Annotated in this window: 37 protein-coding genes, 3 tRNA genes, 6 pseudogenes and 1 riboswitch; of the genes and pseudogenes, 34 read left to right on the forward strand and 12 right to left on the reverse strand. The window is 31.8% G+C overall.

From position 1 onward, the window contains the following. Positions 1–5: 5 nt before the first annotated feature. The 13 genes from atpD to AZF37_RS02730 all read left to right on the forward strand — a co-directional run bounded on the left by atpD (position 6) and on the right by AZF37_RS02730 (position 7517). Positions 6–1418: a F0F1 ATP synthase subunit beta gene (gene atpD, locus AZF37_RS02670; RefSeq protein WP_088370643.1), complete on the forward strand. Its 1413-nt coding sequence runs from the start codon at positions 6–8 to the stop codon at positions 1416–1418. 1 nt (position 1419) lies between these two features. After that, complete coding sequence (gene atpC / locus AZF37_RS02675; protein WP_088369465.1) at positions 1420–1836, forward strand: ATP synthase F1 subunit epsilon; 417 nt, start codon at positions 1420–1422, stop codon at positions 1834–1836. Next, the gene (locus tag AZF37_RS02680; RefSeq protein ID WP_162473843.1) at positions 1836–2069 is read left to right on the forward strand and encodes a PHP domain-containing protein; all 234 of its coding nucleotides are present in this window, start codon (positions 1836–1838) and stop codon (positions 2067–2069) included. The genes atpC and AZF37_RS02680 overlap by 1 nt, the downstream gene beginning before the upstream one ends. Before the next feature lie 50 nt (positions 2070–2119). After that, entirely contained in the window at positions 2120–2359 is a 240-nt protein-coding gene (locus tag AZF37_RS02685; RefSeq protein WP_088369467.1) for a hypothetical protein, read from the forward strand. Continuing rightward, positions 2346–2618, forward strand: a complete 273-nt coding sequence (locus AZF37_RS02690; protein WP_088369468.1) for a PHP domain-containing protein — start codon at positions 2346–2348, stop codon at positions 2616–2618. Before AZF37_RS02685 ends, AZF37_RS02690 begins: the two co-directional genes overlap by 14 nt. A 42-nt stretch (positions 2619–2660) precedes the next feature. Then, positions 2661–4040, forward strand: a complete 1380-nt coding sequence (locus tag AZF37_RS02695; RefSeq protein ID WP_088369469.1) for a methyltransferase RsmF C-terminal domain-like protein — start codon at positions 2661–2663, stop codon at positions 4038–4040. An 11-nt stretch (positions 4041–4051) separates the two neighbouring features. Continuing rightward, complete coding sequence (locus tag AZF37_RS02700; RefSeq protein WP_088369470.1) at positions 4052–4825, forward strand: aminotransferase class IV; 774 nt, start codon at positions 4052–4054, stop codon at positions 4823–4825. Positions 4826–4832: 7 nt separating this feature from the next. Beyond that, positions 4833–5729, forward strand: coding sequence for a polysaccharide deacetylase family protein (locus tag AZF37_RS02705; protein ID WP_088369471.1), 897 nt, complete (start codon positions 4833–4835; stop codon positions 5727–5729). After that, entirely contained in the window at positions 5726–6040 is a 315-nt protein-coding gene (locus AZF37_RS02710; protein ID WP_088369472.1) for a TraX family protein, read from the forward strand. Before AZF37_RS02705 ends, AZF37_RS02710 begins: the two co-directional genes overlap by 4 nt. A 235-nt stretch (positions 6041–6275) precedes the next feature. Beyond that, positions 6276–7115, forward strand: coding sequence for a flavin reductase (locus AZF37_RS02715; protein ID WP_088369473.1), 840 nt, complete (start codon positions 6276–6278; stop codon positions 7113–7115). A gap of 157 nt (positions 7116–7272) precedes the next feature. Continuing rightward, positions 7273–7348: transfer RNA gene (locus AZF37_RS02720), tRNA-His, on the forward strand. Positions 7349–7351: 3 nt separating this feature from the next. Next, positions 7352–7430 (forward strand) — tRNA-Lys (locus AZF37_RS02725). Between the two features lie 2 nt (positions 7431–7432). Next, a tRNA-Leu gene (locus tag AZF37_RS02730) sits at positions 7433–7517 on the forward strand. Between the two features lie 146 nt (positions 7518–7663). Here the strand turns inward: AZF37_RS02730 and AZF37_RS02735 are convergent. Next, on the reverse strand, positions 7664–7984 hold the full coding sequence (locus AZF37_RS02735) for a tyrosine-type recombinase/integrase (RefSeq protein WP_088369474.1): 321 nt from the start codon (positions 7982–7984) through the stop codon (positions 7664–7666). 88 nt (positions 7985–8072) lie between these two features. Continuing rightward, positions 8073–9222, reverse strand: a pseudogene (locus AZF37_RS02740) (IS3 family transposase). Between the two features lie 548 nt (positions 9223–9770). Here AZF37_RS02740 and AZF37_RS02745 point away from each other — a divergent pair. From AZF37_RS02745 to AZF37_RS02795, 13 genes and pseudogenes are all read left to right on the forward strand, one after another. After that, the gene (locus tag AZF37_RS02745) at positions 9771–10193 is read left to right on the forward strand and encodes a leucine-rich repeat domain-containing protein (RefSeq protein ID WP_088369475.1); all 423 of its coding nucleotides are present in this window, start codon (positions 9771–9773) and stop codon (positions 10191–10193) included. Positions 10194–10198: 5 nt separating this feature from the next. Beyond that, the gene (locus AZF37_RS02750) at positions 10199–10600 is read left to right on the forward strand and encodes a leucine-rich repeat domain-containing protein (protein WP_162473844.1); all 402 of its coding nucleotides are present in this window, start codon (positions 10199–10201) and stop codon (positions 10598–10600) included. Positions 10601–10688: 88 nt separating this feature from the next. Beyond that, entirely contained in the window at positions 10689–11201 is a 513-nt protein-coding gene (locus AZF37_RS02755; protein WP_088369477.1) for an InlB B-repeat-containing protein, read from the forward strand. Positions 11202–12130: 929 nt separating this feature from the next. Further along, positions 12131–12496: a Pr6Pr family membrane protein gene (locus AZF37_RS02765; protein ID WP_281178937.1), complete on the forward strand. Its 366-nt coding sequence runs from the start codon at positions 12131–12133 to the stop codon at positions 12494–12496. Between the two features lie 154 nt (positions 12497–12650). Next, positions 12651–13034, forward strand: coding sequence for a hypothetical protein (locus tag AZF37_RS11380; protein ID WP_245612019.1), 384 nt, complete (start codon positions 12651–12653; stop codon positions 13032–13034). Beyond that, positions 13034–13243, forward strand: a complete 210-nt coding sequence (locus AZF37_RS11385) for a P-loop NTPase family protein (RefSeq protein WP_245612020.1) — start codon at positions 13034–13036, stop codon at positions 13241–13243. The genes AZF37_RS11380 and AZF37_RS11385 overlap by 1 nt, the downstream gene beginning before the upstream one ends. Positions 13244–13281: 38 nt before the next feature. Then, positions 13282–13476, forward strand: a complete 195-nt coding sequence (locus tag AZF37_RS11390) for a LytTR family transcriptional regulator DNA-binding domain-containing protein (RefSeq protein ID WP_245612021.1) — start codon at positions 13282–13284, stop codon at positions 13474–13476. A gap of 16 nt (positions 13477–13492) precedes the next feature. Then, positions 13493–13633 carry a LytTR family transcriptional regulator DNA-binding domain-containing protein gene (locus AZF37_RS11395; protein WP_245612022.1) on the forward strand — a complete coding sequence of 47 codons (141 nt, stop codon included), beginning with the start codon at positions 13493–13495 and terminating at the stop codon, positions 13631–13633. A 148-nt stretch (positions 13634–13781) separates the two neighbouring features. Next, positions 13782–14537 (forward strand): annotated as a pseudogene (locus tag AZF37_RS02775) (ABC transporter ATP-binding protein). Further along, positions 14534–14716, forward strand: coding sequence for a hypothetical protein (locus AZF37_RS02780; protein ID WP_088369480.1), 183 nt, complete (start codon positions 14534–14536; stop codon positions 14714–14716). The pseudogene AZF37_RS02775 and the gene AZF37_RS02780 overlap by 4 nt, the downstream one beginning before the upstream one ends. A gap of 94 nt (positions 14717–14810) precedes the next feature. Further along, positions 14811–15269 (forward strand): hypothetical protein, encoded by a 459-nt coding sequence (locus tag AZF37_RS02785; RefSeq protein ID WP_088369481.1) that lies wholly within the window; start codon positions 14811–14813, stop codon positions 15267–15269. Positions 15270–15409: 140 nt separating this feature from the next. Then, positions 15410–15853, forward strand: coding sequence for a hypothetical protein (locus tag AZF37_RS02790; protein ID WP_088369482.1), 444 nt, complete (start codon positions 15410–15412; stop codon positions 15851–15853). Between the two features lie 8 nt (positions 15854–15861). Next, positions 15862–16287, forward strand: a complete 426-nt coding sequence (locus AZF37_RS02795; RefSeq protein WP_088369483.1) for a potassium channel family protein — start codon at positions 15862–15864, stop codon at positions 16285–16287. A gap of 44 nt (positions 16288–16331) precedes the next feature. Here AZF37_RS02795 and AZF37_RS02800 read toward each other — a convergent pair whose 3' ends face one another. After that, positions 16332–16883, reverse strand: a complete 552-nt coding sequence (locus tag AZF37_RS02800; protein WP_162473846.1) for an isochorismatase family protein — start codon at positions 16881–16883, stop codon at positions 16332–16334. A gap of 126 nt (positions 16884–17009) precedes the next feature. On the opposite strand from AZF37_RS02800, the gene AZF37_RS02805 reads away from it, so the two are divergent. From AZF37_RS02805 to AZF37_RS11410, 7 genes and pseudogenes are all read left to right on the forward strand, one after another. Further along, positions 17010–17249 (forward strand): GIY-YIG nuclease family protein, encoded by a 240-nt coding sequence (locus AZF37_RS02805; RefSeq protein WP_088369485.1) that lies wholly within the window; start codon positions 17010–17012, stop codon positions 17247–17249. 132 nt (positions 17250–17381) lie between these two features. Beyond that, positions 17382–17678 carry a solute carrier family 23 protein gene (locus tag AZF37_RS12650; protein ID WP_342668679.1) on the forward strand — a complete coding sequence of 99 codons (297 nt, stop codon included), beginning with the start codon at positions 17382–17384 and terminating at the stop codon, positions 17676–17678. A gap of 148 nt (positions 17679–17826) precedes the next feature. Continuing rightward, positions 17827–18452 (forward strand): annotated as a pseudogene (locus AZF37_RS12135) (solute carrier family 23 protein). Between the two features lies 1 nt (position 18453). After that, the gene (locus AZF37_RS11400; protein ID WP_245612023.1) at positions 18454–18591 is read left to right on the forward strand and encodes a solute carrier family 23 protein; all 138 of its coding nucleotides are present in this window, start codon (positions 18454–18456) and stop codon (positions 18589–18591) included. Further along, positions 18578–18715, forward strand: a complete 138-nt coding sequence (locus tag AZF37_RS11405) for a hypothetical protein (protein WP_245612024.1) — start codon at positions 18578–18580, stop codon at positions 18713–18715. Before AZF37_RS11400 ends, AZF37_RS11405 begins: the two co-directional genes overlap by 14 nt. After that, a complete protein-coding gene (locus AZF37_RS12140; protein WP_281178897.1) occupies positions 18696–18821 on the forward strand; it encodes a hypothetical protein in 126 nt (41 codons plus the stop codon). Before AZF37_RS11405 ends, AZF37_RS12140 begins: the two co-directional genes overlap by 20 nt. A 153-nt stretch (positions 18822–18974) precedes the next feature. Beyond that, a pseudogene (locus tag AZF37_RS11410) lies at positions 18975–20062 on the forward strand (amidohydrolase family protein). 48 nt (positions 20063–20110) lie between these two features. On the opposite strand, the gene AZF37_RS13100 reads toward AZF37_RS11410, so the two are convergent. The 9 genes and pseudogenes from AZF37_RS13100 to AZF37_RS13115 form a co-directional block, all read right to left on the reverse strand. Further along, positions 20111–20296 (reverse strand): UTRA domain-containing protein, encoded by a 186-nt coding sequence (locus tag AZF37_RS13100; protein WP_162473847.1) that lies wholly within the window; start codon positions 20294–20296, stop codon positions 20111–20113. A gap of 34 nt (positions 20297–20330) precedes the next feature. Then, the gene (locus AZF37_RS12145; protein ID WP_088369489.1) at positions 20331–20582 is read right to left on the reverse strand and encodes a UTRA domain-containing protein; all 252 of its coding nucleotides are present in this window, start codon (positions 20580–20582) and stop codon (positions 20331–20333) included. Between the two features lie 75 nt (positions 20583–20657). After that, positions 20658–20819: pseudogene (locus tag AZF37_RS13105) on the reverse strand (GntR family transcriptional regulator); the annotation flags it as partial. A gap of 73 nt (positions 20820–20892) precedes the next feature. Further along, on the reverse strand, positions 20893–21087 hold the full coding sequence (locus tag AZF37_RS02840) for a hypothetical protein (protein ID WP_088369490.1): 195 nt from the start codon (positions 21085–21087) through the stop codon (positions 20893–20895). A gap of 158 nt (positions 21088–21245) precedes the next feature. Next, entirely contained in the window at positions 21246–21446 is a 201-nt protein-coding gene (locus AZF37_RS02845) for a hypothetical protein (RefSeq protein ID WP_088369491.1), read from the reverse strand. 1 nt (position 21447) lies between these two features. Further along, a pseudogene (locus AZF37_RS12150) lies at positions 21448–21924 on the reverse strand (AarF/ABC1/UbiB kinase family protein); the annotation flags it as partial. 58 nt (positions 21925–21982) lie between these two features. Continuing rightward, on the reverse strand, positions 21983–22498 hold the full coding sequence (locus AZF37_RS12155) for an AarF/UbiB family protein (protein WP_088369493.1): 516 nt from the start codon (positions 22496–22498) through the stop codon (positions 21983–21985). 457 nt (positions 22499–22955) lie between these two features. Continuing rightward, complete coding sequence (locus AZF37_RS13110) at positions 22956–23189, reverse strand: nitroreductase family protein (protein WP_088369494.1); 234 nt, start codon at positions 23187–23189, stop codon at positions 22956–22958. After that, entirely contained in the window at positions 23167–23415 is a 249-nt protein-coding gene (locus tag AZF37_RS13115; protein WP_088369495.1) for a nitroreductase family protein, read from the reverse strand. Before AZF37_RS13115 ends, AZF37_RS13110 begins: the two co-directional genes overlap by 23 nt. Before the next feature lie 54 nt (positions 23416–23469). Between AZF37_RS13115 and AZF37_RS02870 the strand changes: the two genes are divergently transcribed. Beyond that, positions 23470–24081: a phosphatase PAP2 family protein gene (locus tag AZF37_RS02870; protein ID WP_088369496.1), complete on the forward strand. Its 612-nt coding sequence runs from the start codon at positions 23470–23472 to the stop codon at positions 24079–24081. 73 nt (positions 24082–24154) lie between these two features. Then, positions 24155–24330: riboswitch (cobalamin riboswitch) on the forward strand. Positions 24331–24352 lie beyond the last annotated feature (22 nt).

Raw genomic sequence — 24352 nt, forward strand, 5'->3', positions numbered from 1 at the left:
CAAACATGAATAAAGGGAAAATTATTAGTGTTATTGGACCAGTTGTTGATGTTAAGTTTGAGGAAGAAATTCCAGATATTTACAATGGTCTTTATATCAAAAATGAAGGTCAAGAAGGTTCTGTTGGCATTGATGTTGTCCTAGAAGTTATGGAAGACATCGGTGACAGCACGGTTCGCTGTATTGCTCTTTCATCAACAGATGGTTTAGTTAGAGGTATGGAAGTTGTAGATGATGGTGGTCCAATTAGTGTACCCGTTGGCGAAGAATGCCTTGGCCGTCTTTTTGATGTTCTAGGAGATGCTATTGACAAGAAGGAAGGGGTTTTACCAACGGAAAAATGGCCTATTCACAGAATGGCTCCAAAATTAGAGGAAGTTACCCCAGCAACAGAAGTATTTGTAACTGGAATTAAAGTTCTAGACCTATTGGCACCTTATGCTAAAGGCGGTAAAATTGGTTTATTCGGTGGGGCTGGTGTTGGTAAAACTGTATTAATTACTGAGTTAATTAGAAATATTGCAGCAGAGTCTGGTGGATATTCAGTATTTACTGGTGTTGGTGAGAGAAGTAGAGAAGGTCATGAGCTTTTAGACGAAATGGAAGAATCAGGTGTTTTAGATAAAACTGTTCTTGTGTTTGGTCAGATGAATGAACCACCTGGAGCTAGAATGCGTGTAGGCTTAACAAGTCTTACGATGGCTGAGTATTTCAGAGATGAGAAAAAACAAGACGTTCTATTATTTATCGATAATATTTTCCGTTTCACACAAGCAGGTTCTGAGGTTTCTGCCTTATTAGGTCGTTTACCATCAGCCGTTGGTTATCAACCAACACTTGCAACTGAAATGGGTGAATTACAAGAGAGAATTGTATCAACAAAGGATGGTTCAATTACATCAGTTCAGGCAGTTTATGTGCCTGCCGATGACTTAACTGACCCCGCTCCAGCAACTACATTCTCCCACTTAGATTCTACAACAGTTTTATCTCGTGCAATTGTTGAGAAAGGGATTTACCCAGCTGTTGATCCACTTGAATCATCTTCAAGACAATTAGATAGACGTGTTATTGGTGATGAGCATTATGAAATTGCAATGGAAGTTAAGAGAATTTTACAAAACTATAAGAATCTTCAAGACATTATTGCTATTTTAGGTGTAGATGAGCTTTCTAAAGAAGATAGACAAATTGTTGCTAGAGCAAGAAGAATTGAGAAGTTTTTATCACAACCATTCCACGTGGCTGAAGCCTATACAGGAATGACAGGTAAATATGTGCCATTAGAAGCAACTATTGCTAGCTTTAAAGCTATTTTAGCAGGTGAAGGAGATAGTTTACCTGAGGATGCATTTTTCATGGTAGGTGATTTTGAGGAAGTTAAAGAAAAAGCTAAAAAACTGACGGAGAAGAAATAAAATGGATGGTTTAACACTGGAAGTTTTGTCTTTCGATGGACAGATTTTAAAAGAGGATAGTGTAGAAATGGTTAACATTGATACGACTATGGGTCCTATTAATATTCTCAAGGACCATGCACCCCTTATGACTGCTCTTGATATAGGTGTTCTATCCTATATCAAGAAAGGTAAGGAAGAGGCTTTTATAGCTTTAGGGATGAATGGTTTTGCAGAGGTTTTTGATGATCATGTTAGTGTTATTGTAAATACTGCTGAGAAACAAGAGGATATAGATTTAGTTCGCGCTAGAAGAGCAAAAGAAAGATCTGAAGCTGCCCTTAAAAGCGGTGCAGGGCTTGAAGCTGATTTAAAAGCTGAAATTGCCCTAAAAAGAGCTGTAACTAGAATATCATGCAAAGAAGGTAGATGCAGATAATGATCAATGATTTTCATTGTCATAGCAATTGGTTTGATGGAACTTTTTCAACAGAGCAATTAATTGCATTAGCCATTAAAGAAAACATAAAGCATTTAAGTATTACAGATCATGATACGGTCGGTGATACTTTAAATGCTTTTTCTTTATCTAAAAAAGCAATATTGATTATGTTTCTGGAATTGAACTTTCATGTAAAGATGTTAAGCATCGAAAGAAGGTTCATATTCTAGGATATGCCTATGACATAAATAACAGTTATTTAATAGAATATTGTAATAGAATGGGAAAAGCTAGAAATAAATTAGTCCTTGGAATGATAGAAAAAATAAATAGAATAGGCTATAATTTAAAGAAAGAAGATTTTTTTAAGCGGCTAGACGAAAAGAAGATTATTTATAAACAACATGTTATGGAACATCTTCTCATGAAAGGGTATACAGACAGTATTTATGGTTCTTTATTTAATATTTTTGAGTCCGAAGGCATCTTTAAAGAATCTGTTCCATTTGTGCCCCTATGATGAAGGCATTCAACTCATTATAGAGGCTGGAGGTATTCTTGTAATTGCTCATATAGGTGTTTATAATAATTGGGAAATTATTGAGGAGCTTGTTAGGGCTGGAATTAAAGGCATAGAAGTTTATCATTATAGTCATACAAGAGAAGATATTAGAAGAGCGCTGGCAATAGCAAAAAGTTTAATCTTCTCATTACAGGAGGCAGTGACTTTCATGGGAAATTTGGCAATAAAGGTGCAACTACATTGGGAATGCCAATGAAACAGAAATATATTAACAAATTTTTAAAATTAGCGAGGAAACATGAAGCTACCAGAAAATTTCAAAAATAGACTAAAAGCATTAATGGAGGAGAAGGATTTTAACGATTTTATTAAAAGTTATGAAAATACAGCCCATTATGGTATTCGTTTAAATTCCTTAAAAATAAGTAAAGAGACTTTTGAAAAAGAGATTTTAAAGGATGTGCAACCTGTACCTTGGTGTTCTACCGGATATTATTATCATAAAGTGGATGGTAGCAACCGCTTGAGTGTGCATCCTTATTATCATTGTGGTCTTTATTATTTTCAAGAGCCATCAGCAATGTATCCTGCAGTAAATTTGCCAGTAGTTCCAGGAGATAAGGTACTAGATTTATGTGCTGCTCCTGGTGGCAAAACAACTCAATTAGTAGAAGCTATGGAAAATAAAGGATTTATATTGGCAAATGAAATTAGTCCTAAAAGGGCAAAAGCCTTATTAAAAAATGTGGAACTTATGGCTGTAGAGAATACTGTGGTCACCAGTACAACACCAGCAAAGCTGGCAACATTTTATGGTAGCTATTTTGATGCAGTATTAGTTGATGCTCCTTGCTCAGGAGAGGGTATGTTTCGCAAAGAAAAAGGACTTTTAAAAGCTTATGAGAAGTTTGGTTCAGAAAACATGGAAGGCTTACAAAAGGAAATACTGGATTCAGCAAACCTGCTTTTAAAACCAGGGGGCTATCTGATGTATTCTACCTGTACTTTTTCACCAGCAGAAAATGAAGGAACAATTCAATATCTGTTTAATGAATACCCAGATTATGAGATTTTAGAGTTACCAAAAGAAGATGGCATATCAAGTGGAAGGCCAAATTGGATTAAAGGGGATCCTGCTTTGAAAAATGCTGCTCGTTTTTGGCCTCATAAAGTAAGGGGAGAAGGTCATTTTGCAATTTTGCTACGAAAAAGTGAAAATGGAATTAAGAAAACAGGTAATTTCAAGAATAAAATTAATTGGCAACCTGTTGAGAAAATAGATGAGACTGTAAAGGAATTTTATAAGGCTAATATTGTTAAGCCATTATCAGGCTATTTTTATGAAAAAGATAGTCACTATTATTTAATGGATTATCCATATGAGATTAATGAGAAAAGTCATTTGGATGCAATTGGATTATCTATTGGAGAAGTTACGAAGTATGGTTTTGAGCCCTCACAAGCTTTAATTATGACGTTTTTAAAGAAAGACTTAAAACATGTGTTACCAGTAAATATGGAAGTAGCCAATCGTTATTTAAAAGGAGAGACACTAGACTATAAAGGTGAAAAAGGGTATTATGGAATCTTTCTTGAAAACTATCCTTTAGGTTGGGCAAAAGTTGCTCCAGATTTTTTTAAAAACAAGTATCCTAAAAGTTGGCGCAAAAGTTATTAAGGAGAATCGAAATGAAATGTATTATTAATGGTCAAGTTTTAGAAGTAGATAGTATTGATAGGAAGTGGTATGGTACAGATTATTTTTATGAGGTTATTCGGATAGTTGAAGGGAAGCCTTTGTTTTTAAAAGAACATTATGAAAGACTTGAAAATGGGATTGGTCAATTTAATGAAAGAGATTTAACCAAAAGTATCGACAAGCTAATTATGGCCGTTGATTCATTAATTTCGCAGAATATTTATTTAAGTATTCACAAAGAAAATAAGGAATATGTGATGTTTTTTAATCCTAGCTTTTACCCACCAAAATCTTGGTATCAAAAAGGGATTTGGGTACCTTTAATTGAAATGGAGAGAGAAGATCCCAATAATAAGATTTTCAGAGAAGAGTATAAAAAGAGAATAAAGGAAGAGCTTGAAGCTAAAAAAGCTTTTGAGGGGCTTCTTGTAAGTAATGGTACTATTAAGGAAGGTAGTCGTTCTAATGTATTTTTTATTAAAAATAGTACTATTTACACACCATACACAAGTAAGGTTTTGCCTGGTATTACTAGAAGAAAAGTTTGTGAAGCTTGTAAAAGAAAGGAAATTACTATAGTAGAAACTGATATTAATATACAGGATTTAGAACAATATGAGGGCGTTTTTATTACGGGAACTTCCTTGGATTTATTACCAATTTCAGGTATTGAAAATTTTAAATTTGATACTGTGAATAATAGGATTTTTAAAGTATTATTTAATGAATATAATTTATTAAAAGAATTTGATTTGAATAAGTGAGGACAATATGGGGAAAAGAGCAAATAGACAAAAAGAAAAAATCAAAAAAAGCAAGAAATTAATAGTTGCACTAGTACTGCTAATGCTCATTGTTGGATGTATTGCAGGTACAATTATTTTTTTTATGAACAACAATAAGCCAGTTAATGTTCCTGAGCAGAATAAAGAAGCTTCAGTTACACCAGAAGTAAAAAAACCTTTATCTTTGCCACCTAAAGAGGAAAGAGAAAATACAACGATTCCAATTTTAATGTATCATTTAGTTGATGAGGAGGCTGGTGCATTAGAGGGACTTTATTTGCGAACTAGTGAGCTTGAAGAACATCTTCAATATTTTAAAGACAACAATTTTACGCCTATTACTATGAATGATTTACAAGGGTACTGGATGGGGACTAAGGCTTTACCCAAAAAACCTATATTGCTTACTTTTGATGATGGTAGTGTAACAGTTTATAATAATGCCTATCCATTGATGAAAAAGTATGGTTTTGTTTCTACACAGTTTATTATTAGTAGCCATTTGGACAATGGTGGTGTAATGACAAAAGAGCAAGTAAAGGAAATGGCTGCTTCTGGTCATGAAATTGGCTCTCATTCATATAGCCATTTAGATTTAGCCAATGTTTCAGACTCTACTTTAGAGCAAGAAGTTGTTCAATCTAAAAAAGATTTAGAAGCTCTAGTAGGACAACCTGTTGTAAGCTTCTGTTATCCTGCTGGAAAATTTAGCACCAATGTTCAAAATTATTTAGAAAAATCTGGTTATCTTTCAGCAGTAACAACTGTAAATGGTTTTGCTAATAAAACTGAACAAGGCGCTTTTGAGCTAAAACGGATTCGTATTAATAGAGGCTATACTGGTGCAGTTTTAAAAGAAAAATTAGCTGGATATGAATTATGATAGCAACACTTAAAGATAACATTCAATTAACAAATAGCAGTCTAAAATATTTCGGCTGCTTATTTATGTTAATTGACCATACTACCATGATACTTGTTCCCCAAACTTCTACCTTTTATTATATTGGTAGAGGTATTGGCAGTTTGGCTGCTCCTATCTTTTTTTGGGCAATTAGTGAAGGAGGTTTTTACACTAAACATGTGGGGCGCTATTTAAGAAATTTAATTATTTCAGGGATAATATTTCAGGCTGTATTCATTTTAGTAGAGGGTAATTCCTTTACATTGAATACTGTCTTTTTTTGGCTTTAAAAATATTTTCTTTACACTTTTTCTAGGACTATCGTCCATAGCAATTATTAAGAAACATTATACTAGCAATATAGCTAATTACCTATCAATGCCCCGAATTTCTTTAGTTTTCCTCAATCCTTTTTCTATTTGTTTGTCTTTCATTAATTTTTCCTGTCTACTTTTTAGTATATATCCAAGATTCAAAGTGTTATAATGGGAGAAAGATAATAGATGTAAGGAGGAATGATAAACAATGAAAAAATGGAGTTGTACAGTATGTGGCTATGAAGCTGAAGGGGATGACCCACCAGATATTTGTCCAGTTTGTGGTGTTGATCATACAATGTTTGAATTAGTTGAAACAAAAGGAGATTCCAATGCAATTGATGAGGGGACTCTTAAAAGAATAAAGACTAGTATCCGTCAATTTAGTTATGGTATGTTTATTGTAACGACTAAATCTGGAGATAAAGTAAATGGACAAACTGCAAACACAGTTTTTCAGTTAACCAGTGAACCAAATCAGATAGGAGTAGCTCTTAATAATGGAAACTATACAAATGAGTTAGTTAAGGAATCAAAAAAGCTTGCAGTCCATGTAATGGGACAAGATAGTTTAGGAATTCTTGGACATTTTGGTTTTCAAAGTGGTAGAACAGTTGATAAATTTAAAAACTACCCTTGTGAAATAGAAAATGATTTGCCTCTTTTAAAAAAAGAAGTATTAAGCATTTTAGAAGGCCATGTTGTTAATGCATTAGATGTGGGTACCCACACTCTATTTGTAGTCAATGTAGATGATGGCTTTGTCAATGAAGATAAAAAAGGTATCGAGCCTATGACTTACAGTGACTTCAGAACCTTAAAAAAAGGTGGTACAGTAGCTAAAAGTACAGAAGCTAAAGCAGAAAAACAACCTGAAATTAAAAAAGAAAGGGGAGAGAATGCTATGGATATGACAAAATATGTTTGTACAGTTTGTGGTTATGTGCATGACCCTGCCGTTGAGGGTATTGCATTCGCTGATTTACCAGATTCATACGAATGCCCGGTTTGTGGTGTAGGTAAAGATCAGTTTAAACCTGAAGCGTAAAAAATTCAATAAGAAATAATATAAAACAGACAGTCTTTTTAAAAAGATTGTCTGTTTTATGGTTATTTATTAATAAATAACCATAAAACTCTTGTAATTGTAGTGAAAAAATAGTAGAATATCAACTGTAGCATTTTGTTATGAATGCTCTTGTATGGTGGTTGTAGTTCAGTTGGTAGAGCACCAGATTGTGGTTCTGGGTGTCGCGGGTTCGAGTCCCGTCATCCACCCCATACGATCCATTAGCTCAGTCGGCAGAGCACCTGACTTTTTTAATCAGGGTTGTCCCGCGTTCGAGTCGCGGATGGATCACCAATGCGGATGTGGCGGAATTGGCAGACGCGCTAGATTTAGGCTCTAGTGGGTAACACCGTGGAGGTTCAAGTCCTCTCATCCGCACCAAAAAAGCTAGGATACCTTTTAATAGGTAATCCTAGCTTTTTATTTTTCTGTGGGGGCATTTTTGGGGGGGCAAAATTATAAATTATCTATAATTTTTATGATTTTATTTTCTTCTTCTGGAAACATATGGCTGTATGTATTTAGTGTCATTGAAACATCACCATATTTGAAATTAATTTAATATTAGCATTGTTGTTTATTAATAGTGAAGCATGAGAATGCCGAAAGTCATGAAGTCTTATTTTTTTTAATCCACATTCTTCACATGCTTTATTTTTATTTATTTCAATTGTTGTGTTTGGTAGTGGATTTGTAAAGCCAAAAAGAAACCACTCATCTTTGTAACCATCTATTCTCTTGCATTCATTAATATACTCTAGAAGTGGTTTAAATGCCTTTTGAGGCTTTGATACTGTTCTGTATGAACTCTTTGTCTTTGGATCAAATGAAGTATATACAATCGACATAGAAATGAGGAGCGCAAGAGTAAATTGAATGTTACCTATATAGATAAGGCTTGGAAGAATGTCAATAGAGTAGATAGAAAAAGTGAAATTAAGTTTTAATAGAAGTGAAAAAATAGTCTTCTTTGGAATTAGGAGAAAGAATGTTATTAGCAGAGTGGGGACGTATAGGGGGTTGTAGAAGCCCTCAATGTGTTCAAAGCAGGAAAGCTTAATTTGAGCAAAGGAAGAAAAAGACCTACGAAGAATTTCTTCTTTTTTCATATATTTAAAAAGGACTCAACGACAGCATTGTCCCAAGGATGAGAAAGCTTAGAAAAAGATTGAATGATACCAAAAGAATCAAGGAGCTTTCTAAAGATAAAAGAAGTATATTAGGAACCTCTGTCAGAATGAAAAATAAGAGAAGTAGAAGGTTTTTGAGAATAAAAGGCTTTGATAAAAGTATCCTTAACAAGAGAAGTATCAATTTTAAGAGAGAGCTTCCAAGCAATAATTTTACGAGAAAATAAATCCATAATAACACAGAGATAAGCAAAAGAGGCATTTAAATTAATATAGGTAATGTCACTAGCCCAGACTTGATTGGGCTGAGGAACATTAAAATTTTGATTTAGGTAGTTAGGGCAATCAAAATTGGGAATAGACCTCGGATGAATAAACCGAAGTTTGATAGTAGGCATTTTAGGAAGATTCATGTCAGTCATCAGGCGGCTCGCTCTACCAATACTGATGTTGATGCCATAGTCATAGGAAAGAAGAGCCTTAATCTTAGATGGGCCAATACGTCTCTTAGTAAGATGACAAATCTCCGAGAATAAGCTGACGGAGTTTTTAATTCTCAATAGTTCTAGGAGAAAGTTTTTCCGAAAAGTATTTGTAATAGGAGCTGCGGTTCACTTTAAGGACATGACAAAGAAAAGAGATAGCGTGCTGAAAACGAAGGGTATGAACAGCCATTAATCTTTGTCTGAGTGAGGCGTGAATATGGCAATTGCTTTTTTTAAAATGATATTTTCCTCCTAGAGTCGAGCATTACGCTTTTGAAGATCCTTAATCTGCTTAGCGGTTAGAATAGTATCATCATCAATTCTAACCTGAGAATAAAGTTTAATCCACTTGTGTAAAGCAGACATGGAGACACCATATTCTTTAGAAAGTTGGGATTGAGTTTTACCGTTTTGGTGTAAATTAACAATACTTTTTTTAAATTCTTCATCGTATTTCTTGTAATTATTCATAATTTTATCCTTTCTTATGTGTCTACTTATTTAAAACATGTTTCACTTTTTCCTGTCTACTTTTTTAGTATATGTCCAAAAGCTGATGGAAAATGTACAAAATGGGATTTTAATAAAAGCAAAATGCCAGCAAACAATGTCAAGCTATATGCCCAATGGTTAAAATAATGGTAAATTATAAAAAATGTTTACAAAAGACATATAAGTAGTAATTGATATGACTCGCTAACCATTTTATTATTTTTATTTTTGGTAATACTCCCTGGGCGATGAGCTTGGTGAGTTTTGCTATATACAGACAAGCAACAAGTAAAAGAGCTAGATTAATTTCTAGCTCTTATTTTTTACCCTTTATTAACCAATCACTTCGATACCTATTCAAAAATATATTTTTTATTACTTTTAGTCTTGACAAATAAACGTATTATAGCATACACTTGAGAAAATATAAAAATGACAAGATAAAATAAGAAATAGGGTCAAATTATGAAAAGTCAAAGTCTGGCCATGTTCAAAAAGCTATTGTATGTTTATTAATAATAGCTATATTGTTTACTAGCTTTGACTTTATTCAAACTTATTCTTTAAAAGCGAAAGAATCACTTGTTGATGCTCAAGGGGTAGGGAATGCAACTATTCCAACTGGAGTGAAGTTTGCTACTGAAGGACAAGTTACTTTTGCACAACAATTTCCTAACGCCCATACTGCTGATGTGATGGCAAGTTATTTTGGAAAAAGTGTTAGTGATGTTATTGACCAGAATATATTAGAAACAGAGTATCTTTATTTAAGTGATAATATGTTAATAGATATTACAGGTATAGATATCTTTACTAACCTACAAAAATTGTATTTAGATAGTAACCAGCTAGCAAGTATTCCGAATAGTATAGACAATTTATCTAACGTACAAACATTATCTTTAGGTTACAACCAATTAACAAGCATTCCACAAAGCATTGGTTTTTAACAAGTTTGCAATATTTAAATTTATATAATAATCAAATAAAGATACTACCAGAAAATGTAGGTTCTTTATTTAAATTACAAACATTATTTTTAAAAAACAATCAATTAACCAGTATTCCAAATAGCGTAGGTGAGTTATCTAATTTGCAAAGACTGTCTTTAGATAATAATCAAATAATGATGCTACCCACTAGTATAGGTTCTTTATCTAGCTTACAAGAATTAGGTTTAAGCTATAACCAAATAATGATTATGCCAGAAAGTATGGCCGCTCTATCTAATTTACAAGTGCTGTATTTAGATAATGATCAATTAGTAAAAATACCAGAAAACATTGGTAATTTAACTAAATTGCAATGGTTAGATTCAAGCGATAACCAATTAATGGTATTACCTAAAAGCATATAAAAGTTAACAGATTTGGAAAGGTTATTATTTAAGTAATCAAATAATAGTTTTAGAATTTAAATATTTTGATTCTCCAAGATTTACTTTAGTGACGCCAATTGAAGCAATGGGAGAATCAGTACTACCTAATAGTGGAACAGGAAATTATACACTAAATGGAAATGATATTACATGGGATGGTTTAACAAAAGACACAACCTCTGTCAATTTTAACTTTAATAAAACAATAACAGTTGGTTATATTAGCTCTGATTTTTCAGGAGCTGTAATTCAACCATTAAAAGCTAATAATAGAATTACAGCTCACACATTAACCTTTAATTTAAATGGTGGTAATGGAATTGCTCCAGAAAACCAAGTTGTTAAAATAGGAGATTTAGCAAAGGTATTAGACAATCCAATAAGAGAAGGCTATATATTTAGTGGTTGGAATACAGCTCCTGACGGAAGTGGATTAGTGTGGGATTTTGATACAACAACTATGCCGAATAGTGATATCACACTATATGCCCAATGGCAACAAAATATGAAGTCAGAATCATTAAATTCTGGAAATAAATTAGATAATCAAAATAACAAGGTAGGTAATATTTCAAGATGAATGATGTTGCCTAAAACAGGTGGTTATGAAGGTTTATTATTTAGCTTATTGAGTATAGGTAGTGGAGTAGTTGCTAGTGTTAGAGGATTTAGAAAGAATTAAGTTATTTACAAAAAAACAAAAGGTCGTGTTATTATTATTTAGTAATAATTAAAATGACTAAATAAACCACCTTATATTGAAATTATATAGTGGTACAATTCTCCATGCAAAGAGCTTGGGGAGTTTTGCTATATTTGTGGCAACATTTTGGCAACAAGAGATAGAATATGTATATTATATAAACTTTGATGAACCTAAATACACTTAAATAAAGATAGTTACATCCAATCAGACAATGAAAAATCGTTTATATAGTCTTCCCTTTTCGGCACCATAATTTTAAAAGCCACTTTTAAAGGGGCTTTTAGTTTATATTTTTAAGGAGGTAAGTACTGTCATATTTTTTATAGATACTTATAGAGCATGTTTTTCTACTGTCAGGTGCTTATGTAGCCTATAATTTTGGCAATAATGTGTTTATTAATTAATATAAGAGCAATAAATGAGTGCATTAAACCATGGATTTTATTTACTTAATGCCAGTTCTTTCAAATATGACTATTCTGCTATTGTTGGCATCTTATATTTTAAGTTTTTTTGCTTATTATAAGAGTGAAAATTACCTTTGGTTATTTTTATTAATTTTTAGTATTTAGATTATTATTTTGGTATCAGAAAGGGGATGTTCGTGATTATAAAAAATAAATATGTGGTATTATTGTTTAGAATAGCTTTGCTAATTGGTTGCGGATATGGATTGTTTCTAAACACAGGTATCCTAGAGGGTGGATTTAAGCCATCTATATTTTTGTATTATACTATTTTAAGTAATTTAATTTGCTTTATTTATTTTTTAATATTAATATTGCGCTTAATAAAAGGACTTTCTGCAAAAAAAAGAAGAATCCTCTTACAGCAATAGTCTAAAAGGTGCTTTTACATTAATGATTACAATTACTTTTTTAATATATCATTTTGTTTTAGTGCCAACATTATTTACAATGTCTACTGACTATGTAGTATATTCTGCTAAGGGTATTATTGCTCATTATTATGTACAAATAATGGTTATTTTAGATTGGTTTTTATTTGATAAAAGAAATATTTATAAATGGCATGATCCTTTTCGTTGGCTAATTATACCTTTTTCTTACTTTGTTTTTACAGTAATAAGAGCGTATACTGGAGGACCTATAACGCCAAGTGGAAGCTATTATCCTTACTTTTTTATTGATGTAAATCTACTGGGTTGAGTAGCAGTATTGAGAAATGTGTTTTTAATTTCAATTGGCTTTACTTTTCTTGGTTATGTATACTATCTTATTGATAAAATACCATTAATAATAAAAAAGCGATAAAAGTTGAGTGGAAAATAGGTTTAATGAATATATAAAAGCGGGAGAATAAATGGCAGTATTAGAACTAAAAGAAATATTAAAAGAACTTAATGGTAAAACTGTGCTTAAAAATATTGATTTCAAAATTTCGGAGAATCAATTGATTGGTATAAAGTGTACTAAGAATGAAATTAGGGTTTTATTTGATTTAATTGAAAATGCAATGTTACCAACTATAGGTAATATTAAATCAACTTTTAAATCCATTCTATCTGACCGTAAAAAAGATGATTTATATAAGTTTATGACTGTGGGTAGCTATTTAAAATACTTTAATAAGTTATCAAGAAACAATAATGATTTAGATTTTTTAATGAGTCAATTTTCATTAATGGATAGTTGGCACTTGTCAATAAAGAAAGTTACATTATCCCAACAAAAAGAATTTCTTTAATGAGAATTTTTTTGTTTAACCCTGATTTAGTTTTAATAGAAAGTCCATTAACAGATTTAGATGATGAGGGAATTGAATTATATTTAAAATGTATTCGAGTATTCGAAGAAAATAATGCAAGCATTATTTTTACAGCTTCTTACCTTGAAGAGCTTTTTTATTATCCGATAATATTTACATCAATCGTCTTGGAGGGCTGGAAAAAATAGAAGTCAGTGAAGATAAAAGTAGAAGCATAGATGGGTCGATGTTAGGGGCTAAACCCTCTGTTTTTAAAATTTCATGTAAATTCGAGGATAAGATTATTCTATTTAGTCCTAAGGAAATAGATTATATTAAGAGTATTAACTCTGTTAGCCAAATTCAAATTGGTAAGGAATCATTTCCTTCTGGATTAACAATGAGTGAATTGGAAAATCGTTTAAATAAATTTGGTTTTTAGATGCCATCGATCTTATATGGTAAATTTACAGATTATAAGGGAGTTAATCAGTTATTCTAAAAATAATTACACATTAGTATTGGGCAATAATATACAATCAAAAGTCCCTTTATCTAGGACCAGGTTAGATGAACTAAGAAAACTTCTTGATATTTAGGGTACTATTAAAGCTGAATAAGTTACAGTTCACCTTAAATAATTAACCATTTATTGCTAACTAAATGACAGAAGTGGATTTTTTAGTAATTTTAATAAGTAGTCAATTTAGGCTTACAAAAAGGAGGGTCAGGGGATGAAAAAAGGTTATGATTCAAATGGATCATATCTCCAAGCGTTTTGGAGAAAATGTAGCATTAAAAGATGTTAGTATTTCTGTAAACAAAGGAGAAATTATTGGTTTTTTAGGGCCATCAGGAGCAGGGAAAAACAACTACCATTAAAATTTTGACAGGGCAATTGATGCAAACCAGTGGTACAGCAACTCTTTTAAATCAAGATACGAGAAAGATTACTGAAAGCATTTATAGTCAGATTGGTATTGTCACAGATAATAGTGGCCTATATGAAAGAATGACAGTTGTAGAAAATCTTTTGTTTTTGCAAAATTGCTAGCAGCTGATAAGAGTCGAATTCCTTCTAGAGCTATTCTTCATGAACCTAAGGTTTTGTTTTTAGATGAGCCTACCAGCCCCGGACTTGATCCATCTACATCTCTTGAAATTCATAAATTGCTATTAGAATTAAAAGAAAATGGAACAGCCATTTTTTTAACAACTCATAATATGGAGGAAGCAGCAAAACTTTGTGATCATGTGGCTTTATTAAATGATGGTTATATTGTTGAATATGGAACACCAACAGAAATTTGTTTAAAGCATAATCAACAAAAAGAATATAGAATTTTATTAAAAGATAGAGAAACAATAACTTTAGTTAATACGGCAGATAATATTGATTCAATTTGCCAGTGGATGAAAAATGATGATTTATTAACTATACACTCAGCAGAACCTACACTGGAAACAGTATTTTTAAAAGTAACTGGGAGGGAATTACAATGACAATATCAATGCGAAAGCTAAGTGCTATTTTTATGATGAAATTACAAACAATATTAAAAAATCCTTCAATATTAATAGGTCAAATTATGGCAATTGGATGTGTAGTTATTTTTCAGTATGTTTTGCAAAAAGAAGTTTTAGAAAACCCAGAAGGTAGCTTTTTATTATCATTTTTTTAATAATTGGTGTTTTATTTAATGTTATGATGACTGGCATTATGGCTAGCAGTATGCCTTTAGCTGAAGAAAAAGAAAAAATACATTAAGAGCATTAATGACATCTTCAGTAAATAAAGTGGAATTTTTTGTAGGCAGTTTATTACCAGCACTAATTCTTATGATAATTGTTAATTTAATTATTTTACCTTTAAGTGGCACTGACGGTATTAATATACCAATATATGTTTTATCGACAACAGTGGCATCAATGATAACCGTTATTTTAGGATTTGTCATTGGCTTATTAGCTAAAAATCAGATGTCAACATCTTTAATTTCTACACCATTTATGTTAATATTTTTATTATTACCAATGTTCTCAACATTTAATGAAGGATTAGCTTTTGTTTCCAGATTTATTTATACTGGAGCATTAAACAGTATTCTTCAAAAACTGGTGGCTCATGATTCGTATCCCGTTACTATTGAAAATATTCTTGTAATGGCTGCTTGGCTAATTATTTCAATTGTAGTTTTCATTATAGCCTACAGAAAAAATGGAATTGATAAATAGTTACATGTTGACTAAAAAATAGAATAACATATACTTTATAAAGAAACAACAGAAATTTATAAGGTAGAGCATTAAATTGATGGTTTGAATTTACAAAAAGTGAATAATAACCATCAATTTTTGTAATTGGAGTGATAAAGATGAAGTTAAAAGAAATTTTTATTAATTGGGAAAAATTAACTTTTAATTTGAAGTTAAAGGTTATATTTTATTTATACACACTTCTTAATGCAGGTGTTATTTTAATAGTAGCATTAATGCCAAAATTGTACTTTAAACATCCTGTTTTTATAATATTTACATTTATGACTACAAGTGTTTTTATTGAATATATTTGGAATATTACACAAAGTAAACATAAGTTTAAATATATATTTTCATTTGCAGGCATTATCCAATTATTATCTATTGTACCAATTGTGCGACCGGAAGCTATGGCCTTTCGTCTAATAAAGGTGCTTATTGGTTTAAATACATTTAGAAATCTGAACATTGAAGAACAAAATACAGTTACGCTAGGTAATCAGATTAAAGGTGCAATCAAAAAAGAAAAAGGACTTTTAATCAAAAGCTTTTTATTTTAATTGTATTAATGATTTTTTCTGCATTCGCAGTGTTTTCCTTTGAACATGCTGCTCAGCCAGAAAAGTTTAGAAATTTATTTGATGCAGTTTGGTGGTCTTTTCAAACTGGTTCTACAGTAGGGTACGGGGATATCGTACCTATTACTGTCCCCGGGCGATTAGCTGCTATGATACTATCGATTTTAGGTATTGCCAGTTTTTCTATACCCACAACTATTATTAGTACTGGTTTTATTCAAAAAAATAGGATGTATAAAATAGTGGCTGAAATAGAAAATCAGTTTAAGGGTATGAAAGAACATTTTTATGAACTTTCTCCAGTTGAATCAATTGGGAGATTGGTAACTTTGTTAGAGCAAAAGAATATAACAGAAGAAGAGTACGAAACACTAAAAACAGCCATTATTGAAAAAAGTGATGTTGACAAGAACTAGAGTGCCCATAAATAATATGGGCACTCTAGTTCTATTAAAAGTAATTATTTAACAATCTTTGAAATAGCTTTAAAACTATCGGTTCCTGCTACTTCTAGCCAATTAAATAAAAGGGTCTCAACGTTTGTAATAACAGCTCCCATATTCTCAATTAGGTTAAGACCATTTTCTTTTAGTTCTTTGTTTCTTGAACAAATACCATCGGCTGCAAGAAAAACATCATAACCTTCTTTTAGAAGTTGGCGTGCTGTCTGAAATACACATACATGGGTTTCCATACCTACAATAACAATATTCTTAACATTCTGTGTTTTAAGAACTTCAAGTACTTGAGGGGCACAGGCTGAAAATGTCATTTTAGAAATAGGCGTGGTATTTTTTAAGCAGTCAGTTATTGCCGGAATAGCTGATCCTAATCCTTTTGGGTATTGTTCTGTAACCATAACAGGAATATCCAAAATAGTAGCACCCATTAAAAGTTTTTGAACATTGGTTATAAGGGAAGGGCCTTCCTCCATAGCTTTTATGAGTCTTTCTTGTATGTCAATGACTAGTATAAAGATATCTTCTTTATTGGTTTCAAATTTTTCTAACATACTTACCTCCATGGATTCACTTTTCTTTATTGTATTTATTTTTTAAAAAAGATAGTTTATGGAGTTGATAATGTTTTTCAAACATAGTAGGATGAAGTAAAAGGAAAGTGATTGAATTTATGCATTATGTATATATTAAAATGTTCAGACAATACTTTGTATACAGGCTATACCAATAGCTTAGAGGAAAGGATTAATGTTCACAATGCTGGTAAAGGAGCAAAATATACGCGAGGCAGAAGCCCCGTAGTACTTGTTTATTATGAGTCTTATGATGATAAAAGTATGGCTTTAAAAAGGGAATATGCTCTTAAAAAGTTAAGCCGAGAAAAGAAAATGAATTTAATAAATTACTTGGAAATATAAGTAGAGAAGTTAGCCATAGTGCAAGCTTCTTTTTTATTTCTAAAAGAGAATATACTTGACATTAATAATAAGGGCAGTTAAAACGAAAGAAAATGTCCTATTGTAATACAATAGGACAATAGGAGGAGCTCAATGAAAAGTCAAGAGAAACTATCCTTTGGAAGACTATCAGTATTGGGGTTACAATATGTGTTAGCTATGTATGCTGGGGCTGTAGTGGTTCCTATTATTGTGGGTGGAAGTATTGGACTTAATCAGAATGAGATTGCAATCTTAGTTGCTGCTGACTTGTTTACTTGTGGGTTGGCAACTATTATTCAATCATTAGGCATTGGGAAATTTGTGGGGATACGTTTACCTGCCATAATGGGGGTTTCATTTGCGACAGTTGGTTCCTATGATTGGCATTGGAGGGAAACATGGGATTAAGGCCATTTTTGGAGCTGTAATTGTAGCAGGGATCTTTTCTTTACTCATTGCTCCATTTTTAGTAAATTAGTGCACTTCTTTCCTAATATTGTCAATGGCTCTATTGTTACGGTTATTGGTCTTACATTAATTCCAGTTGGTATTAACAATGCGGCAGGGTGGAATTGGCAATCCGGATTTTGGGGCATTAAAGTACTTTTTATTATCTATATTTGTTATTATTATCATCCTATTAGTCAATAAGTTTTTTACAGGTTTTGTACGTTCAATAGCAGTTATTATTGGCTTAGTTGGTGGCACTGCTGTAGCAGCAGGATTTAGCATGGTTGATTTTAGCCAGGTAATAGAAGCAGATTTTTTTAGAGTTGTAACACCCTTTGCATTTGGATTACCGGTATTTGATATCCAGAGTATTATTATGTGTATTGTTATTTTAGTTGTTATGACAGAATCAACAGGTTGTTTTTTACAATTGGCAATATAACAGGAACAGAAATTAATAAGAATGCGTTAACAAGAGGCTATAGAGCAGAAGGGCTAGGTGCAATTTTAGGTGGTGTTTTTAACTGTTTTCCTTACACTACTTTTGGACAAAATATTGGTTTGTTATCTTTGACAAAAGTTACAAGTCGTTTTGTAGCTGTTGCTGCTGGTATTATTTTAATTATTCTAGGAACTATACCTAAGTTTGCGGCTTTGGCAACTATCATACCAGCATCTGTTTTTGGTGGTGCAACTATTATTATGTTTTCAATGGTAGCAGTTGGGGATTGAAATGCTTCAGAAAGTAGATTTTAGTAAAAATAAAAATATGCTAATTGCTGGAACCTCTATTGCCCTTGGATTAGGTATTGGGGTAGTTCCGGCTTATTTAAGTGGTTTACCCAGAAAATATTCAGATGTTAACAGGTAATAGTGGTACTATTGTAGCAGCTGTTGTTGCTATTATTCTAAATATTGTATTTAATTTTAAAGAAATATTTAGAAAAGAAAATAAAGTCAAAGGAGAATTAAATAATGGAGAAAATATTAATTAAAGATGTAAAAGCTATTGTAAGATGTAGTAGTGATGATAGAGTCTTTTATGATACCGATATTTTAATTGAAGGAAATACAATAAAAAATTGGAAAGGACTTAAATGAAACTGTTATTCAAGTTGTTGATGGTAAGGACGCTATTGCTTATCCAGGTCTTATTAATACCCATCATCACATGTTCAGGTATTTACAAGAAATATTCCTGAGCTTGAGTTTAATAAAGGGATTACTCTTTTTGAATGGCTGACCTATTGCTATCTGCTCTGGAAAAACAATAATAAAAATTATTTGTACTATGCCTCATTAATCAGTATGGCAGAGGGATTAAAATATGGTTGCACAACTATTTTTGAACAGCAATATATTTATCCAGAAGGGAATCGTGACCATTTAATTGATAGTCAGTTTAAAGCGACTAAAGATATTGGTATTCGCTATCATTCAGGGCGAAGTTGTATGACTATGACTGAAAAAGATGGGGGATTGCCACCTGATGTTTTAGGTGAAACAGCAGCTGAGGTTATTGATGATTTAGAGCGTATTGTAAAAACCTATCATCAGGAAGAGTATTTAGGTATGCAAAGAGTAGTTGCTGCTCCTTGTTCGCCTTTTTCAGTAGCTGAGGAAACTTATAGAGATATAGTTCTATTTGCTAGAGAAAAAGGAATTCATATTCATCGCATTTAGCTGAAGATGAAGAGGAAATTGAATATATGTTTAACCGCTATGGAAAACGTTCCTTAGCATGGGCTCAGTATATTGGGATGATTGGTTCTGATGTTTGGTATGCTCATGGCAATTATTTTAATGAAGAGGAATTGAAAGCCATAGGTAACCATGGTGGTTCAATTGCCTATTGTCCTATTCCTCAAATGATTTTAGGAGCAGAAATTCTCAATATTCCTTTATGTGAATCCTTAGGGGTAAGTATTAGTTTAGGAACAGATGGTCAAGGCGTTCAAGATGGTTCAAATATTTTAGAGGTGCTGAGAACAACTTATTTGCTTCAGTGTGCAGCTAGAATATTAGGCAGAGAAGCTGGGCCTACTGCTTATTCTGTTTTGAAAAATGCAACAGTAAATGGCGCTAAAGTTTTAGGCAAAAATGATACCGGAATATTGGAAGAGGGAAAGGGTACTGATTTATTTTTAGTTGATGTATCTGGATTAGAATTTGTTGGTGCTTTAGAAGATCCAACTAGCTTTCTTGGTAAAGTTGGTTATCATAAACCAACTAAAATGACTATGGTAAATGGTAGCATTGTATGGGAAAATGGTGTTTTAAAAAATCTAGATGAAGAAAAAATTAGTAATGAGGCAAGAATTGTGGCAGCTTGTTTTCGTTAGTTTGTTTATAAGGAAAAGGCTACTTCAAATTTGTTTTGAAGTAGCCTTTTAAGGTCTGATAAAGTTATTAACTCTTATTTCACTAAATTGGATAATTTCATTATTATAGTATTCCTTGCTATATATTAAAGGCTGATTATCTAAATTGTAAATAATAGACTCTATTAATAAACACGGTTCCTTTTCTTCCTTGTTGAATAGTTTTGCTAATTCTTTATCGACTAATGAAGGCACTGTAGTTGCAATGTCGTAAGCAGTATCAGGAAAGTCATAGGTTTTTTAGTGTATTTAAAAAAGAATTATCTTCCTTGAGAACTGCCTCTAATATTGAGTCATTCATAAAGTTTCCATTAATATAGTTTTCACAATAAATAGCTGGAACACCATCTGCATAAAATAGTACTTCCCTTATATAGATTGGCTCATCTTCTATTTTTAATTTATCTAAAATAGTAGTAGGAACAGAGCCTTTTTTCATAGAAAATACTTTTGAATTTGGCTGATATCCATTTAATTCCAAAAGCTCATAAAAAGCATAAGAGTTTGAGATTCTGCTTTTTATGCTAAGTGCTTCATAGTTAGCGAATGTTCCTCTGCCTGCAGTTCTTGTAATATAGCCTTCCTGTTCAAGGCTTTTGAGAGCGTCTCTAATGGTTATTCTGCTAACACCTAATAAATCAGCTAGCAGTATTTCATTAGGTAGTTGTCCGTTTTTTATAAAGTTTTCATTGGCAATCTCATTTAATAGAACTTCTTTAACTTGGGTAGATAGATTTTTTTAGTTATTTTTTTTATATTCAATTAATGGACCTCCTATGTTTTAGTCAAGTTTATTTTTTCTTTCTTTTATTATATAAAATTGAAAGAATCAATACCAGCCCCATTATAGCTGCTAATAAATAACCAATAATATCAATTGTTCTTAAGCTTTCCGTTTGGACCAATAGTGAAGAACCAATAATAAGGGCACTGGCTATTAAGGCAATTATTAATTTGTTAGCAATAGAATCTAGTTCTTTAACCACTTTATCTAAGCCATTGTGTGTTCTAATTGTAGTTTTACTCTACCTTTTTTATGCCATCGATTAAACCAATAATTTTACTAGGAACTTTTGGAACATCTTTAGTCATTTGTATTAGGGAACCACCATATTTTTTCAATTCATCAATTAAATCAAAATTTTTACTTAAGTAACGGTTTCGTGTAAGGGCATACAGCACTCATAATAGTTAAATTGTTATCTAAATCATGAATAATGCCTTCAATAGTTACCATGCTTTTTAAAAGGAGTGTAATATTATTTGGTACTATTAAGTTATGTTTCCTACAAATGGAGAATACTTGCTGAAAAATAGCTGCCATATCAATATCTTCAATAGGCAAATCAATAATAGGTATTGAATAAAATATTTACATCTTCATAAAGATTATTTTCATCAATAGGTGTATTAACTGTGCAAATCGCTAATATTGATTCAGTTAATTGTTCAATATCTTTTAAATAGATGGCATATAGAAATTGGTTAAACTGTTTTATGAGTTTTTCAGTTAAGATACCCATCATGCCAAAATCAATATAAGCTATAGTTGTTTTATTTAGAATAAAGATATTGCCTGGGTGAGGATCCGCATGAAAAAAGCCATCTTCAAATACTTGTTTCATATAGTTGTTAACTAAATGAAGTGCAATTTGATGTTTTCTTTCAGGTTGGCTATTGTCATTTATAATAGAATCGATTTTTGTACCTTCAACATATTCCGTTACCAATATTTTTTCTGTCGTATAGTCATCATAGCATTTTATACAGTACATATAATTAACCATGGCATTGAACGTATAGAATTGATGTATGTTTTCTGCTTCTTCAAAAAAAGTTTAATTCTTTTTCAACAGATGCTTTTAATTTTCTAACAATGGCTTACGGATCTACTGCTTTTTTGAGAGGTAATTTTTTAAGAATTTTAATGGCTTTTTCCATTAAAGCCATATCTTGAAGCATTAGTTCTTTAATATTGGAATGCTGTACTTTTACAGCTACAGTTTCTCCGCTCATTAATGTAGCTAAATGGATTTGAGCCATAGAAGCAGATGCCAGTGGTGTTTCATTAAATGTTGAGAAGAGTGATGTTAGTGGCTTTTCAAGAGAATCTTTGATTGTTTTTTTGACAGCTTCGAAGGCGTTGCTTTTTGTGTTATCCTGAAGTTTTTTTAATTCATTTATTATAGACTCAGGAAGAAGATCCGTTCTAACTGAAAATATTTGACCTATTTTAATAAATGTTGGACCTAAATCTTCAAAAGCTAAACGTAAGTTTTCTGAATTTTTGCCAAAAACAATTGTTTCAATAATGTTATCTTTTCTAAAAGCTGAGAGTATCTCACGTAGTCTTTTGCTATCTTTTCTAAAAGTTGATTTATCTGCTATTTCTTCCATTGTTAATCTCCTTTTTCTAATGTGTAGAATGTGCCTACAGGTAATTTGTTTTTTAGAGTATTCAAATGTATTAATTTCCAGTTTTTGAAAGCCTTGAATCCCTATTTTTGCACAAGCTTCAGCATCTGATAAGGCGTGGTGGTGATTTAAGTGAATTGAAAGAGCATTAGAAACATTTTTTTGCTTATTATGTTGTTTTTTACATAAACCATACCTAGAGAACAAACACTGTTTTTGTAGTGATTAGCTGTTTCAAAGTCAATAGCAATAAAATCCATATAAATCTCCTTTACTTTCTGTTATTGTACCATAGGTAGACATTGAAAAACAGCTAACAAATAGAAGAGCGCTGGTGTTACCCAGTGCTCTTGAAATATTATTAATTAGCGAATAAAGTTTATTGTATTTTGTTTTCTACCTGTAGCTTCAGGAATATCTTCTTTATGATAGCCTAAAGCTAAACAAAACTGAGGCGCATATTTTTATCAGGTAAATTTAAGCGCTCAAGATAGGATTCCCTTTTAGAACCACTGAAAGCTACTTGGAAGGGTGCAATGTAGCATGATCCTATTCCTAATAACCATGCAGCTACTGCCATATTTTGAGCAGCATTGGCAGCATATACAGCGCCATAAGCTTCAGTTTCTTCAGCAGAAATAAAAACAACGTTAGGGGCATGGTGGAAGGGTATGAAAGGCTGCTATTTGGTTATGGAAAGGATTCTTTGATGCCAATAGCATTTCTTTACATGTTTCTGCAATATCATCTATAAGAATATCATTTTGAACCACTGTAAAATGCCAAGGTTGTTTACCTCTGCCTGTTGCTGCATATTGGCCAGCTTTTAAAATAAGTTTTAAATCTGCTTCTTTTATTTGCTCTGTTCTATAACTTCTGATAGAACGTCTTTCTAAAATGTTTTTTTATTGTTTCATTCATAATTAAACCTCATTTAGTGTTTTACAAAGAGAATGGTCTATGCTACAATTTTAACACTAACTGAAAAATTAGCAAGGGGGATTATTATTTATGTTCTCAACAATACAGTCAATAGAAGAAGCCTTTATTTGGCAATTATATCAGTTTACCCATATGGGGAGTATCCCTTTTTTGATAGCTTATTTCTAATTATTACAAAACTAGGGGATTTAGGATTTATCTGGATTTTGTTTAGTATTGTGCTTTTAATAACTAAGAAATATCGTTTATTAGGTGTTTTAGTTTTATTTAATCTATTGTTGACAACAGTCGAAGTTGAATTGTTAAAGCATTTTGTTGGAAGACCAAGACCCTTTGTTGTGCTTCCTATATCACCAGTTTTAGTTAGTGAGGCACCGATGGCTTCTTTTCCATCTGGTCATTCCGCTACTTCTTTTGCAGCTGCTATTATGTTAAGTTATGGTTTGCCAAAATATAAAAATTATTTTTTAGGATTAGCCGTATTAATTGCAATTTCAAGATTATATTTAGCAGTTCATTTCCCGACGTATGTTTTAATGGGTGCTATTATAGGCTCTCTAACGTCAACTTTAATCCTGTATTTTTATATGAGAATAAAGGGCAGAAAACCTAGATTTCAATAGATAAATACTATATGTAGTGTTTTTGTAAATGTGTTGACAGCCTATCTTGTATTTTCTATAATTATCTATGTAAGTTAATATTCATGTGACAGGTGCCTTTTTAAGGCTAAAAGGGAATTAGGCGAAAATCCTAAATGGTCCCGCCCCTGTAAAAAAGAAATATATTTTAGATAGACCACTGGGAAACTGGGAAGGTTAAAATATAAAATGCTTTTGAGTCAGAATACCTGTCTGAAACATCACACATATATATACTCTGCGGTAGATAGAG

This window comes from endosymbiont 'TC1' of Trimyema compressum, assembly GCF_001584725.1.
In the GTDB taxonomy this organism is placed as follows: Bacteria; Bacillota; TC1; order TC1; family TC1; genus TC1.